The 14,956-nt window shown below is 62.7% G+C and carries 9 protein-coding genes and 1 tRNA gene; 6 read left to right on the top strand and 4 right to left on the bottom strand.

From position 1 onward, the window contains the following. Window positions 1–106: 106 nt before the first annotated feature. Both VFZ66_19915 and VFZ66_19920 read right to left on the bottom strand, forming a co-directional pair. A complete protein-coding gene (locus tag VFZ66_19915; GenBank protein ID HEX6291460.1) occupies window positions 107–394 on the bottom strand; it encodes a redoxin domain-containing protein in 288 nt (95 codons plus the stop codon). 9 nt (window positions 395–403) lie between these two features. Beyond that, the gene (locus tag VFZ66_19920; GenBank protein HEX6291461.1) at window positions 404–1,630 is read right to left on the bottom strand and encodes a serine/threonine-protein kinase; all 1,227 of its coding nucleotides are present in this window, start codon (window positions 1,628–1,630) and stop codon (window positions 404–406) included. Between the two features lie 261 nt (window positions 1,631–1,891). Here VFZ66_19920 and VFZ66_19925 point away from each other — a divergent pair, with 261 nt between their 5' ends. After that, on the top strand, window positions 1,892–4,066 hold the full coding sequence (locus tag VFZ66_19925) for a DUF5107 domain-containing protein (GenBank protein ID HEX6291462.1): 2,175 nt from the start codon (window positions 1,892–1,894) through the stop codon (window positions 4,064–4,066). A gap of 315 nt (window positions 4,067–4,381) precedes the next feature. Here the strand turns inward: VFZ66_19925 and VFZ66_19930 are convergent. Beyond that, window positions 4,382–4,456: transfer RNA gene (locus VFZ66_19930), tRNA-Gly, on the bottom strand. A gap of 188 nt (window positions 4,457–4,644) precedes the next feature. On the opposite strand from VFZ66_19930, the gene VFZ66_19935 reads away from it, so the two are divergent. Both VFZ66_19935 and VFZ66_19940 read left to right on the top strand, forming a co-directional pair. Continuing rightward, window positions 4,645–4,956: an HU family DNA-binding protein gene (locus VFZ66_19935; protein ID HEX6291463.1), complete on the top strand. Its 312-nt coding sequence runs from the start codon at window positions 4,645–4,647 to the stop codon at window positions 4,954–4,956. Window positions 4,957–5,004: 48 nt separating this feature from the next. Then, a complete protein-coding gene (locus tag VFZ66_19940) occupies window positions 5,005–5,529 on the top strand; it encodes a peptidylprolyl isomerase (protein ID HEX6291464.1) in 525 nt (174 codons plus the stop codon). A 77-nt stretch (window positions 5,530–5,606) separates the two neighbouring features. Here VFZ66_19940 and clpB read toward each other — a convergent pair whose 3' ends face one another. Continuing rightward, complete coding sequence (clpB, locus tag VFZ66_19945) at window positions 5,607–8,213, bottom strand: ATP-dependent chaperone ClpB (GenBank protein HEX6291465.1); 2,607 nt, start codon at window positions 8,211–8,213, stop codon at window positions 5,607–5,609. 303 nt (window positions 8,214–8,516) lie between these two features. Here clpB and VFZ66_19950 point away from each other — a divergent pair, with 303 nt between their 5' ends. The 3 genes from VFZ66_19950 to topA all read left to right on the top strand — a co-directional run bounded on the left by VFZ66_19950 (window position 8,517) and on the right by topA (window position 14,790). Further along, a complete protein-coding gene (locus VFZ66_19950; protein HEX6291466.1) occupies window positions 8,517–8,786 on the top strand; it encodes a hypothetical protein in 270 nt (89 codons plus the stop codon). A gap of 254 nt (window positions 8,787–9,040) precedes the next feature. Next, complete coding sequence (locus VFZ66_19955) at window positions 9,041–11,944, top strand: transglycosylase domain-containing protein (protein HEX6291467.1); 2,904 nt, start codon at window positions 9,041–9,043, stop codon at window positions 11,942–11,944. Between the two features lie 233 nt (window positions 11,945–12,177). Next, window positions 12,178–14,790 carry a type I DNA topoisomerase gene (gene topA / locus VFZ66_19960; GenBank protein HEX6291468.1) on the top strand — a complete coding sequence of 871 codons (2,613 nt, stop codon included), beginning with the start codon at window positions 12,178–12,180 and terminating at the stop codon, window positions 14,788–14,790. Window positions 14,791–14,956 lie beyond the last annotated feature (166 nt).

Raw genomic sequence — 14,956 nt, forward strand, 5'->3', positions numbered from 1 at the left:
CGTCGCGCCGCGCCGTTACGGGCGCTGCCATAGCATCATCCGGGAACCTGTGGGACATCCCCTGAGCGAGGGCGTGAGTCATATGGCGGTTTTCAGGCATCTTGTGCTACGGAATATGGCTTAAGAGATTAGAAATCGAAGGTCGATCATCCGAATGCTCGCCCTCATACGACCAAACAATATTGCCATCTTGATCGAGAATGAACACCGACGGCGCGCTCCCGAACTTGGAAATCACCGCTCCACTCGGATCTGCAAGGACTGGAAAGCTGACTCCTGTTTTCTCAACGGTTGCCTGTGCTTCGAAGATGTCCTGTTGGGCAACAGCCACGATCTCAGCGCCCTTTTCTCTAAAAACATCGTAATAATCTTCCAACTCACCGAGTTGGTTAATGCATGCGGCTCAAGTATGTCCAACATACATCACTAACACGACGCTGTTATTTTCCAATACAGAAGCCAGATCGACGGTACTGCCGCTGCTGTCCTCCAATGTAAAATCCAGCGCAAGCTCGTTCGGCGCTGGCTCCTCCGGCGTTGGCTCCTCCGACGACTCAAACGGACTCGGACTAAAGAACGGGCTGGGATTAGAAACGGGTGGGAATTGACTCTGTTGTATTCCATAGCCAGGATTGTCGATAACATTGCCTAAAACGGCAACCACAGCCGCCATAATGGTACAAATACCACCAATCATCGCAACAAGCACGGCGGTTCTGTTCTGAGCCCTGAATCGGATCGTCGTCTTGGAGCCAGGCATTGGGGTAGCGGGTGGCGGGGCTGGTAGAGCAGCGGTGAGCAATTGGAGCGCCTCGTGTGCATCGCTTGGCCGCTTATCCCGATCCAGCTCAAGCAGCGCGAGCAAGGTCTTTTCCAGAGCCGCTGGCACGCCGATCCTGATTTGGCTTGGCGGCGTCAGCGCTACCCCGGCCTGCCGAGCATAGGCGGGCGTGCCAAGCTGGCCCGTCAGCAGATGATAGGCAGTTGCAGCCAGGCTATACAGATCGGAGCGCGCATCGGTCCCCTTTCCCTGAATTTGTTCCGGCGAGGCATACGCAAGCGATCCCATGCTGGCCGCCATGGTCATCGTTGAGGCGCCGTGCTTGGCAATGCCAAAATCAACTAATACATAGCGTCCGCGCGGTGTGCAGATGATATTCCCCGGCTTTATATCACGATGCACGATCGAAACTGCGTGGAGCTGCGACAAACACGCAAGCATGATTCGGAGAAAATCCTCAACCTGGCTGACGGACCAGGGCTGTCCCAGTAATTGCTCCAGGGTTTGGCCTTGGATATATTCCATAGCCAGATAGGTTCTTGCATTATCGCTCCAACGATCGAAAATGCTGGGAATGAAGGGTAATTCGGTTGAGTAGTGGGCTAGAATGCCCGCTTCGATCTCTAGCTGCTTCTGCTCAGCAGGCGTGGCAGATGAAACCTCTTTGATCGCGCATGGCCGACCAACATTAAGATCGAAGGCCTCATAAACTATGCCGCCTCCGCCACGTCCGAGCTCTCGTACCAATCGATAGCGATCACGAAGAACGACCTGTCTCCCGCAGCCAGTACAAAACCGAGAGTTGGGGTTGAGAATCGCATTGCAGGAGAGGCACCGTGATACAGTCATACCCGCCCCCTAGACAGCGCTACGTTGAAGATTCGGATTGATGATTGAGAATGGTTATAAGTAAGGATGAAGGAATGTCTTTTTTATTCTACTATCCTCGTCAAGCAGTGCCGCTCTTGGTCGGCTTTGGCAGCGGCGAGGCTGACAGCATGCTCCTCCAGCGTCGAACGTGTGGCACGATAGTGGCGAGCTGCTAAAATATGAGGAACGACGCCATCGATTTGCCGTTGATCTGAGCGGCTTATCTAGAGAGATCATACCATGCACATCCGAATCGTCCTGCTCCTCCTGCTCGTCCTGCTTGCCGCGACGCAAGCGCTGCCCATGTCGGCCCAGAGCACGAGCAGCAGCGGCTTTGCCGCTAGCGAGTTCCGCAACCTGTGGGTCCGCACCGATCAGCCGGTCGCCAGCGGCAGCGCGGGCCGCTCCTGGGTCTGGGGCGCGGCTCCCGCAGACCGCCGCTACGAGCGCTACGCCGACGCGCCCGGCGGCACGCGCCTGGTGCAATACTTCGACAAGGCGCGCATGGAGATTACCAATCCCGGCGCCAACCGCAGCTCGCCCTGGTTCGTCACCAACGGCCTGCTCGTCGTCGAGATGATCAGCGGGCGGATGCAGGTAGGCGCGAACGTGTTCGCGCAGGCCGGGCCTGCCGATGCGCCGATCGCCGGCGATCCTGTCGGCAGCCCATCCGCGCCATCGTACCGCCAGCTCGCGCCCTTTACCACGATCGAGGGCAGCAATCGCGCGCCGTCACGGATCGGCCAGCGCATCAGCGCGGTCTTCAATGCGGGCAGCATCGGCGATGACCCGGCCCGCGCGCTGCCCGAAACGACGATCGTGCGCTACGAAGCCGCCACCGGCCACAACGTGCCGCGCGTCTTCCACGAGTTTATGAACGCCAGCGGACCCGTGATCGAGGGCGGGCGCACGGTGCGCCGACAGGTGATCGATCCGCTGTTCGCCTTCGGCTACCCGATCACCGAGCCGTACTGGGCGCGGGTGTCGGTCGGCGGCCAGGCCAGAGATGTCCTGTTTCAGGCATTCGAGCGCCGCGTGCTGACGTACACGCCCGCCAACCCGGCGGCGTTCCGCGTGGAGATGGGCAACGTCGGGCTGCACTACTACCGCTGGCGCTACGGGCAATCGTTGACTTATGCTCAGCCGCCCTTCACGCTCGGCGTTGCTACCCGCGAGACATCGATCACCATCCCGACCTACGATCTGTCGGCGGCGCTGGTGCCCACCGCGCCCGGCGATCCGATCTACCCCTATCCGCGTCTGGATCGCAGCAAGATCGGCCCGCTTCAGCCGCGATCGTATCGCGCGGTGATCGTCGAGAATCGCTTTATGGAGCTGACATTCCTGCCTGAGCTAGGCGGGCGGCTCTACCAGGCGATCGACAAGGCCACACGGCAAAATATCTTCTACCGCAACCCGGTCGTCAAGCCCAGCCCCTTTGGGCAGCGCGGCTGGTGGCTTGGCGTGGGCGGCCTGGAGTGGGCCGCGCCGACCGAGGAGCACGGCTATCTGGAAAACGTGCCCTGGGATCTTGCGCTCAGCCGCCGGGACGGCGCGGTCACGGCGCGTCTGACGACGACCGAGCGACAGACTGGGCTGGGCGTCGCGGGCAGCATCACGCTACGGCCCGACGAGGGTCGCTTCGCCGCGCGAATGAGTGTGTCGAATCCTACGGGCGAGGCAAAGCCGCTGCAAATGTGGACCAACGCCACGCTGAGTCCCGGCGGCACGAATACGATCGGCCCCGGATTACGCTTCAGCGCGCCGACAGACAGCATGATCGTCCACGCCACGCAGGACCGCGATCTGCCGGGGCCGCGCGGCGTGATCGGCTGGCCGCTGCACAACGGTCGCGATCTGAGCCGCCCGGCCAACTGGAGCGGCTACCTGGGCGGCTTCACGCCGTCGCCGGTCGGCTACCTCGGCGCGTACGACACCGCGCTGGATTCCGGTGCCGTGGTGCTGCATGGCACCGGCACCGTCGGCGGCAAGTTCTTCGGCTTTAGCCGCAGCTTCGATAAGCAGCTCTACACCGACGGCGACAGCGAGTACGTCGAGCTGTGGAGCGGCGCGCAGCCGACGTTCTGGGACTATCCGCCGCTCGCGCCGGGCACGAGCCGAACGTTTGACACCGCCTGGCAGCCGCTCTTCGGCATCGGCGATCTCAGCCAGGCTACGGGCGACGGCGCGGTTGGTGTGGTGGCACGGCCCGACGGCGGACGAACGGTGACAGTTCAGGCCAGCCGCATCGTCGCGAACGCAACGGTTGTGATACGGCGGGACGGACAGGAGATCTTCCGTAGCGCGGCGCTGGATCTGCGTCCGGATCAACCGCTGGCGATCGAGCTGCCGGCGAGCGCGGCGACAGGCAGGTTGCAGATCGAGGCACCCGGCATCGACATCGTGGTGCCGTAGTCTGCGGGAAAGGACGAGGCTAGGGCCTGACAGCCGGAGCAACAGCAGAAGGATGAATCTGCGCGCCTCGTCCGTTTCGTCATTCGCGCCGGGGGAGAAGGAACAAAGAACCGGGATGATCCTCTCCCCCTCTCCTGTCACAAAAGGAGAGGCGGGTGCCATGCCCAAAGGCCGCCCTGTCTGGCACCGGCGTGGGTGAGGGCCTCGCCGAGAGCCGAGATCCGGAAGCGTGGAGCTCAGAACATCGGTCTTGATTGCGCAATGAGGTAAAGAAAAAGGACGAGACATATGATCTCGTCCTTTTCTTTGTGTGATTGGAGCGGGAAACGGGACTCGAACCCGCAACCCTCTGCTTGGGAAGCAGATGCGCTACCATTGCGCCATTCCCGCGAGATGTAGCGCGATTATAGCAAGTCGGCTGCTCCTTGTCAATCTGCGACGCGCCAGGCTCGTGTCGTGCGCTGTTTTGCGATTTGCATGTTTGCAATGCCCTATTTACCCTTGACACGATCTGGCACGCGCTTATAATGAGCCTATGGCGCGACGGCGTGTGCGTAGCAAGTGCAAGGAGTAGTAACATGCAAAAGACTCAGTTCATCGCCGAGGTCGCAGAGCGCGCAGGCATTTCTAAAAAACAAGCCAAACAAATTGTCGATACCGCGCTCACCATTATTGCCGAAGAGCTTCAGCAAGGTGAGCGCGTTGTCCTGACCGGCTTCGGCACCTTCGAGGTCCGTGATCGCCGCGAGCGGCAGGGCGTCAATCCGCAGACCAAGGAGCCGATGACCATCGGCGCGACGCGAACGCCAGGCTTTTCCGCCAGCAACAGCTTCAAGAGCGTGATCCGGGGCACCAAGTCAACCCAGGATCTGCAACGCGAGATGGAATAGCCGCGCACGCTCTGGCCGTAAGCTTTTATGTTACGAGAAGGGGGATCTATGGCAACTTCACAACGCTGGGACAAACACCCGGAGATGGCGCTCGACTCAAGCAAAGACTACTATGCGACGTTCCACACCGAGAAAGGCACGATCCGGATCAAGCTCTTTGCCCAAGAAGCGCCGATCACCGTCAATAACTTTGTCTTCCTGGCGCGGCAGGGCTACTACAACGGCACCACCTTCCACCGCGTGATCAAAAACTTCATGATCCAGGGCGGCGATCCCACCGGCACCGGCACCGGCGGCCCCGGCTACCGCATCAAAGACGAGTTCCATCCCAGGCTGCGCCACGACAAGCCCGGCATCCTGTCGATGGCGAACGCAGGCCCGAATACCGGCGGCTCGCAGTTCTTCATCACCCACACGCCGACGCCGCACCTCGACAACCGGCACGCGGTCTTTGGCGAGGTCGTCGAGGGCATGGACGTGGTCAATGCCATCCGCGAGCGCGATCCCTCGCGCGACCCGAAGCCGGGCGATACGATCGAGCGCATCGAGATCGAAGAGGTAGCGCGCGGCTAATCAGCGTCGCCGATTACACCCAGGGTTGAGCGTCATGCTCAGCCCTGTCGTTTATGGGAGCCGCTCGGATTGCTCGATCACGAATCGGCAGCGCTAGACGTGCCCAGCGCCTCGAACGTCAGCTCGCCGCGCTCGGCGTCGATCAGCACGGTATCGCCGGAGCGGAAGCGCCTGTCGAGCAGCTCAAGCGCCAGAATATCCAGAATCTCGCGCTGGATCGCCCGCTTGAGCGGTCGCGCGCCGTAGCGCGGATCGTAGCCGATCTTGACCAGATGCCGCAGCGCCGCGTCGGTCAGCTCGATCGTAATCTTCTGGTCGCTCAGCCGACTCGTCACGCGCTCGAGCTGGAGCCTGACGATCTCGCCGATCTGCGCCTGGCTGAGCGGATGGAAGATCGTTACGTCGTCGACGCGGTTCAGGAATTCGGGCGGGAAGAAGCTCTGAAGCGCCTCCAGCACCTCGTCGCGCATCGTTTCGGGATCGTCGAGCGTCTGCTGGATCGCGTGCGAGCCCAGGTTGCTGGTCATGATCACCACGGTATTCTGAAAGTTCACCACGCGGCCCTGTCCATCGGTCAGGCGTCCGTCGTCGAGCACTTGCAGCAGAATATTGAACACATCGGCGTGCGCTTTCTCGACCTCGTCCAGCAGCACCACCGAGAAGGGCTTGCGCCGGACCGCCTCGGTCAGTTGGCCGCCCTCGGTATAGCCGATGTAGCCCGGAGGCGCGCCGATCAGCCGCGCCACGGAGTGCTTCTCCATGTACTCCGACATATCCAGGCGGATCAGCGCGTGATCGTCGTCGAAAAGAAACTCGGCCAGCGCCCGCGCCAGCTCGGTCTTGCCGACGCCGGTCGGGCCGAGAAAGAGGAACGAGCCGAGCGGACGATCGGGATCGTGCAGCCGGGCGCGTGCCCGACGCACCGCGCTCGACACGGCTCGGATCGCCTCATCCTGCCCGACGACGCGCTGGTGCAGGTTTTGCTCCATGTTGCGCAGCCGCTCGACCTCGTCCAGCAGCAGCTTCGAGACGGGCACGCCCGTCCACTTGGCAACCACCTCGGCGATGTCTTCGGCGCTGACCTCTTCGCGCAGCAGCGCGCCGCGCTCCTGCTGCTGATCGAGCGCCTGCACCTCGGCATCGAGATCGCGCTGAAGCTGAAGCAGCGTGCCGTACTGTAGCTCGGCCAGCCGGTTGTAGTCGTACTCACGCTGCGCCTGCTCGATCGCCACCCTGGTCTGCTCGATCTGCTCCTTGAGCTGCGAGATCCGCCCGATCGCCGCGCGCTCCGCCGCCAGACGGAGCTGAAGATTGGCCTGCGTCTCGCCCAGTCCAGTCAGCAGATGCTCGATCCGCTCCAGACGCGCCTGAGCGTCGCGGTTCGTCTCGCGCCTGAGCGCCTGCCGCTCGATCTCAAGCTGCATGATCCGCCGCCTGAGATCGTCAAGCTCGGCGGGATCGCTGGTGATCGCCATGCGCAGTTGCGCCGCCGCCTCGTCGATCAGATCGATCGCTTTGTCGGGCAAGAACCGATCGGCGATATAGCGGTCGCTGAGCTGCGCCGCCGCGACGATCGCATCGTCGGTGATGCGCACCTTATGATGCGTCTCGTAGCGCTCCTTGAGGCCCCGCAGGATCGAGATCGTCGCCTCGATGCCGGGCTCGTCGACCGTCACCGGCTGGAAGCGCCGCTCCAGCGCCGGATCACGCTCGATGTGCTTGCGATACTCGTCCATCGTCGTCGCGCCGATCGCGTGCAGCTCGCCACGGGCCAGCGCGGGCTTGAGCATATTGCCCGCGTCCATCACGCCGCCCTCCGCCGCGCCCGCGCCGACGACCGTATGCAGCTCGTCGATGAAGAGGATGATATAGCCGTTGGAGCCGATCGCCTCGTTGATCACCGCCTTCATGCGCTCCTCGAACTCGCCGCGATACTTGGTGCCCGCCACCATCGAGCTAAGATCGAGCGCCACGATCTTCTTATTCTTGAGCGCCTCCGGCACGTCGCCGCGCACCACGCGCTGCGCCAGCCCCTCGACGATCGCGGTCTTGCCCACGCCCGGATCGCCGATCAGCACCGGATTATTCTTGGTGCGGCGGCTCAAGACCTGGATCGTGCGGCGAATCTCCTCGTCGCGGCCAATCACCGGGTCGAGCTTATTCAGCAGCGCCAGCGCGGTGAGATCGCGGCCAAATCGTTCGAGCGACGGATACTGCCGGTCGGGCACGATGCTGTTCACCACGAAGCTGCCCCGCAGCGAGTTGATCACCTGCATCACTTTGTCGCGTGCCAGGTTGAGCTGGAGCAGCAGACTACCCGCCGGACCCCGGCTCTCGATCAGCGCGATCAGTTGATGCTCGGTCGAAACGAGTTGATCGCCCATGCGCCGCGCCTCGGCCTCGGCAAAGTTAAGCACCTGGGTCAGCCGTGAGCTTAGGGCTGGCTTGATGTTCGAGCCATACGCCTTGGGCAGCCGATCCAGCTCGGCCTCGACATCGCGGCGGAGCTGAATCAGATCGGTTCCCGTGCGGAGCACCACTTCGGGCACGATCCCATCGTTCTGGCGCAATAATGCCAGCAGCAGATGCTCCGGCGCGATCTGCGGATGCCCGTACTCAGTCGCCAGCTTTTGCGCCTCGACGATCGCCTCGCGCGCCTTATCGTTGTACTGATGGATATTCACCAAGACGTTCCTTTCCCATCTCGTGCTGCACTATCGAGAACAAAGAACAACGGAACAGCGAACAAAGGCTCAGGAGCCGGTTGTTCTTTGTCGATCTATTTTTTCGATTGGCCCGCGCTTCGGCAGCGGCGCAGCGTCACTTAGACGCTCGCATAGCGCCGTAGGTTGCTTTACTTTATGGTAACTTAATCGAGCAACCTGTGCCGACGCAAAACGCGGTCCGTGGCATTGTTCCTGCATGACACAGGCCAGCGACACGACAGGACGTTGTACGCCAGGCCAGGTTTGTAGAAGGAGAAGGACATGCAGGATCAGAAGAATCCGCAAAACGCGATCTTCCAAGTTGTCGATCAGATCCCCGGCCAGCTCTGGTACACACTGGGTATCGTCTCGATCTTATTGTCGGCGGGCCTCCAGCTGGCAGGCAAGAAGAACTGGGCGGATTTTGTCGGCAAGTGGCCGCCGACCTTCTTTGCCGTCGGGCTGTATCACAAGCTGGTGCGTCCCGGCAGCGAAGACGCGCTAGGCCAGATCCAGCAGGCCGGCCAGCAGATGCAGGAGCGCTATCGCTAAGGCAGCGCGTCGGGCAGATCCGCCGGGCGAGGGGCTTGCTCCTCGTCCGTTTCTATGCGTCGTGCAACCGAGTTTCAGGTTTCAAGTTCCAGGTCTGCCGAACGTTGAACGTTATTTATCAGGAGTTTATAAGCCTGGGCTGGCGGTCGGCTGCAAAATACTTGGTAGAATAGTGCATAAGCAAGCCGTTGGAGCGTCGTCGGCGCGACAGCAGGATCGCTTTTGCATACAACAATGTTTTGTAGGATAGATACATGGCATCACACTCTAATCGCAGAAATGGACATGGCAACGGACACGGGCCGTATCGCGGCCCGGCGATGCGTCGCGCCGCAAACGGCGGGAACGGGCAGCGGCGGTATAAAGCGCCGCCACACGTGCTGCGGAACGTGGGCAGCCCGTACAGGCGCGGTGCTCGCATCTTCGTCTACCTGCTGAGCGCGCTGCTCTTGATCGCGGTGCTCGTCCCGTCGATTGGAGCGGCTGGCGGCGGCGTCTACTACGCGCAGACCGCCGACGAGCTCAAGCCTCGGCTGGATAAGATCAACGAGTACAAGCCGTTCCAGACGTCGCGGATCTTCGATCGGAACGGCACCCTGCTGTATGAGTTTATCTCGACAGGCCGCCGCGATCCGGTCAAGCTCGACCAGATCGCCGACGATCTGAAGAACGCGACGATTGCGATTGAGGATAAAAACTTCTGGACCAATCCGGGCGTCGATTATATGGGCATCGCCAAGGCGTTCTACCGCAACTACGTCAGCGGCGAAACCGTATCGGGCGCTTCGACGATCACGCAGCAGTTCATCAAGCTGGTGGTGCTGACCGAGGCCGAGCGCCAGGAGGGCTACCAGCGCAAGATCAAAGAGGCCGTCCTCGCGCAGCAGCTTACCGATCAGTACTCCAAAGAGCAGATCTTAGAGATGTATCTCAACGAAATTCCCTACGGCAACCTGGCCTACGGTATTCAGGCCGCAGCCAAGGGGTATTTCGGCGTGGATGCCAAAGATCTGAATCTGAACCAGGCGTCACTGCTGGCGGGCATTCCGCAGCTTCCGACGCTCTACAACCCGATGCAGTATCTTGAGAACGGTCGCGTGCTCAAGGGCGTCCAGCTCAAGAGCGGCTGGCTCGACCCGGAAAGCCCGCTGCCGCGCGGCATCACTCCCACCCGTGCCCGCCAGGTGGACGTGCTGCGCCAGATGGTGCGCAACGGCATGGTCAAAGAAGACGAGGCGCGCCGCGCCATCGCTCAGGATCTTGAGTTCGCCGACCAGCAGGTCAGTCTGCGCGCGCCGCACTTTGTGTTCCATGTGCGCCAGGCATTGGAGAACGATCCTAAGATCGGCCCGCTGCTCGCCAACCAGGGCGGCCTGAACATTACCACGACGCTCGATCTGAACATTCAGGAGATCGCCGAGCGCGAGGCCAAGAAGCGCATCGAGGAGCTCGAGGCCGAAGAGCGCAACATTCATAACGCCGCCGTGGTGATCCAGCAGCCCGGCACCGGGCAAATCCTGAGCATGGTCGGCTCGATCGACTACAACGCGGTGAAGAAGACCGAGACTGAGGGCGAAGAGGGCAACGTGCTCGACGGCAACGTCAACGTCGCCACGCGCGAGCGGCAGCCGGGGTCGGCGCTCAAGCCCTTCACCTACCTGTCGGCGCTGGTCCAGGGCACGCTCACGCCCGGCTCGATCTTGTGGGATGTGGAAACCAGATTCCCGATCCGAGGCGGTGCCAGCGATCGAAACCTCAAGAAGTGCGCGCCCGGCGCGGATGCCTTCTGGTTCTGTCCCAAGAACTTCGACCAGAAGTGGCACGGCCCGCTGCGCATGCGCGAGGCGCTGGCGAACTCGCTGAATATTCCGGCAGTGCTTGCGCTGAAGCAGGCCAGCATCAGGCCGACGCTCGATCTGCTGCACAAGCTGGGCATCGGCGGCCTCCAGCGCGAAGAGGGCTACTACGGCCTGGCGCTGACGCTCGGCGGCGGCGAGGTGACGCTGCTGGATCTGACCACCGCCTACAACACGCTGGCAAACGACGGGCGCTACGTCAAGGCCGAGTCGATCCTCAAGATCACCGACCGCGACGGCAAGGTGCTGCGCGATTTCCAGGCCGCGCCGAACGAGCAGGTAGTTGATCCCCGGCTGGTGGCGATCGTGCGCGACTTCATGGGCGATAACACCGCGCGAACGCCAATGTTTGGCCGCAACAATCCGCTCAAGCTGTCGCGACCGGTGCACGCCAAGACCGGCACTACCGATGATTTCCGCGATGCCTGGGCGCTCGGCTACACGCCCTATGTCACCGTCGGCGTCTGGACCGGCAACAACAACAACGAGAAGACCGAGCGCGTCGAAAGTACGCAGGGCGGCGGTATCATCTGGAACCGGATCATGGAGGCGCTCTTTGCCGATCCCAAGATCGACCGCTTCCTGCGCGGCGAGGATCTCAGCAAGCCGCTAGAGTTTCCCAGCCCGGAAACCTATGGCGCGGTCGAGCGCAAGGTCTGCAAGATCGGCGGGACGTTCGGGCAGCGCACCACCGAGTGGTTCACGCCCGAAATGCTCGACGGAGACAAGGGCGCCGAGTGCGATCTGTACCGCACCGTCAAAGTCGTGCGCACCACCGACGGCGGCTACTGCCTGCCGCAATCCGGCGTAAGCTACGGCGATCAGCTCGTGACGATGAAGGTCTGGAACCTGCCCAAGTCGAACGACGAGGAAGGGATCAAGGTCATCGATACCGAGTTTAGCATCGGCGGCGACGAGGACGATCTGCGCGGCAGCGCGCCCAGCCGCACCTGTAGCAGCGATCTGGTCGAGCGGCCAACGCCCACGCCGGAGCCAACGCCCGACGCGGTTCAGCCGACGCCGCAGCCGGGCGATCCGGGATCGCCCGGCGGACCAGCGCCGGAGCCGCCCTCCGCGCCGGTGGCGCGTATCCCGAACCTGATCGGCCTGGGCGAGAACCAGGCGAAGGCCACGCTGGCGAATCTTGGCGTGACCAACGTGCTCGTCGATTACCAGGGCCAGGATCGGATCGGCGATCTGTACAATGCGTTCCCGCCGTACGCCGTCGTCAGCCACAGCCCGTCCGCAGGCACGCCGATCGAGCCGGGCATGACGGTGGTGCTCGGCGTCCGCGCGCCGTAGAGCGCCGGAGCCGGGCCAGATTCGAGAACCGAGCAGCGCAGCAGTGCGGGGTTGGCTGAGCCAATCCCGCGCTGTTGTTCTCACCCGCCCCGGCCTAGCGGCGCATCAGCCAGGCTGCAAGGAGTTTAAATCCCTTGACATGGGTACTGCGAGGCAGTATAGTGCAACAGCGAGGCCGGTCGAGCCGTCGGTTCCCCGGCTTCCTTGTTTCTCCGAGAGGAGCAGCGTAGCTCATGACATATAAATTGCTTATCGTTGAGTCTCCCGCTAAGGCGAAGACTATTCAAAAATATTTAGGCCCTAACTTCAAGGTCCAGGCATCGATGGGCCATGTGCGCGATCTGCCCAAGAGCAAGCTCGGCGTCGACCCCGACCGCAACTTCTCGCCGGAGTACGAGATCCCCAGCGATAAATCGAAGGTCGTCAGCGAGCTGCGCAGCGCGGTGAAGGGCGCGGACGCCGTGTATCTGGCGACGGACCCCGACCGCGAGGGCGAGGCGATCGCGTGGCATGTGCTGGAGGCGACGCGGATTCCGAAGAGCAAGCCGGTGTATCGCGTCACCTTTCATGAGATCACCAAGAACGCGGTGCAAGACGCCGTGGCGCATCCGCGCGAGATCGACACCCGGCTGGTCGATGCGCAGCAGGCGCGGCGGGTGCTGGATCGTCTCGTGGGCTACCGGCTCTCGCCGCTGCTCTGGGACAAGGTCAAGCGCGGCCTGTCCGCCGGTCGCGTCCAATCGGTGGCCGTGCGGCTGGTGGTGGATCGCGAGCGCGAGATCGAGGATTTCAAGCCGCAGGAATACTGGACGATCGAGGCCGATCTGCGCAAGCAGCAGGGCGACAGCCGCGTCTTCCGCTCGGTGCTGGTCGAGCGGGGCGGCAAGAAGCTCGGCAAGTTCGACATCGGCAACAAAGAATCCGCCGACGCGATCGTCGCCGACCTGGATGGCGCGGCGTTTCAGATCCAGAAGATCACCCGCAAAGACAAAAAGCGCACGCCAGCGCCGCCGTTCATCACCTCGACGCTGCAACAGGAGGCCAGCCGCAAGCTCGGCTTCGGCGCGAAGAAAACGATGCTCGTCGCGCAGCAGCTCTACGAGGGCGTCGACATCGGCAGAGAGGGCACCGTCGGCCTGATCACCTACATGCGTACCGACTCGCTCAGCGTGTCTCAGCAGGCACAGAGCGAGGCCCGCGCGCTGATCGCCAAAAAATACGGCGAGGAGTACGTTCCGGCCAGGCCCAACGTCTATAAAACGCGCGCCAAGGGCGCGCAGGAGGCCCACGAGGCGATCCGCCCGACCGGCGTGCAGCGCGAGCCAGCCATGCTGCGCACGGCGCTAAGCCGCGATCAGTACCGGCTCTACGATCTGATCTGGAAGCGCTTTCTGGCGTCGCAGATGGCGGCGGCGATCTTCGACAGCACCAGCGTGGACATCGCGGCGGGCAGGCATCTGGGCAGCGGCACTCCGCCGTACGTCTTCCGCGCGACCGGCTCCGTGCTCAAGTTTCCGGGCTTCCTGGCGGTCTATCACGTCGATCTGGACGAAGGCGAGGAGGACGAGGACAAAGAAACGCTCCTGCCGCCGCTGACCGAGGGCGAGCTGCTGCGGCTGATCGAGCTGCTGGCGCTTCAGCACTGGACGCAGCCGCCGCCGCGCTACACCGAGGCATCGCTGGTCAAAGAGCTGGAGAAGCTGGGCATCGGGCGGCCCTCGACCTACGCGCCGACGATCTCGACGATCCAGGCGCGCGAGTACGTGCAGGTCGTCGATAAGAAGCTGGTCCCGACCACGCTGGGCCGCGTCGTCACCGATCTGCTGGTGCAGCACTTCTCGGACATCGTCGACTACAACTTTACCTCGCAGATGGAGCAGCAGCTAGACGACATCGCCGAGGGCGCGCGGCAGTGGGTGCCCGTGATCCAGGGCTTTTACCAGCCCTTCGAGCACACCATCGCGAAGGCGCAGCGCGAGATGCGCGGCGTCAAGGGCGAAACCGTCGAAACCGATATTCCGTGTCCGACCTGTGGCGCGCCCCTCGGCATCAAGTGGGGCCGCAACGGCGAGTTTCTGGCCTGCACGCGCCATCCCGAATGCAGCTTCACCGGCGATCTGGTGCGCGACGCCGAGGGACGGGTGCGGCTGGCCGCGCAGCCGAAGCTTGCCGAGGGCACGCAGACCTGCGATAAATGCGGTCGTGAGATGGCGGTGAAGCAGGGACGCTTCGGGCCGTTCCTGGCCTGCACGGGCTACCCTGAGTGCAAGAACATCCGCAACCTGGCAAAGACCAGCGACGGCGCGCTGGTTGTCGCCGAGCAGGTCACGGAGCATCGCTGTCCCAAGTGCGACAAGCCGATGATCCGCAAGTCGGGGCGCTGGGGTCCATACCTGGCCTGCACCGACTATCCCGAATGCAAGACGATCCAAAAGCTGGACCGCAGCGGACAGCCTAAGCCGCCCGCGCAGATTACCGAGCGCGTCTGCCCTGAATCCGGCCATCACCTGGCGCTCAAACAGGGGCGCTACGGCCCGTTCCTGAGCTGCACCGGCTACCCGCGCTGCCGCTACATCGAGAAGCTGCCCGCCGACGGCACCATGCCGCGCATCCTGAGCGATGAGGAGGTCGCGGCGCTGCCGAAGCCGGAGCCCGCCGCCAAGACGACCAAGCAGAGCGCCAGGCGGACCACCAAGCGCGCGGCTGCCACGAGCGACGGTAAGGCGAAGACCACGAGCAAGACCAAGACAACCAGCGCCAGAGCCAGCGCGAGCAAGACCACGAGCAAGACCACGACCAAAAGCGGCACCAAGCAGCCCGCTCGCGCCAAGCGGCAGCCCGCCTGATTGACACGGGCGGGCGCGTCTGCTAAGATGACACGCACGGTGGCAGAGATGCAAATACAAGAGTTCTTCAACCATCCGCATACCCTGATCGGCATGTATGCCTACGCTTATCAGCGACAGGTGTAGCAGGCGTGTTCCACGATCAGCGGTAGCGAGTAAGCCAGAT

The sequence above is a fragment of the Herpetosiphonaceae bacterium genome (assembly GCA_036374795.1).
GTDB lineage: Bacteria > Chloroflexota > Chloroflexia > Chloroflexales > Kallotenuaceae > LB3-1.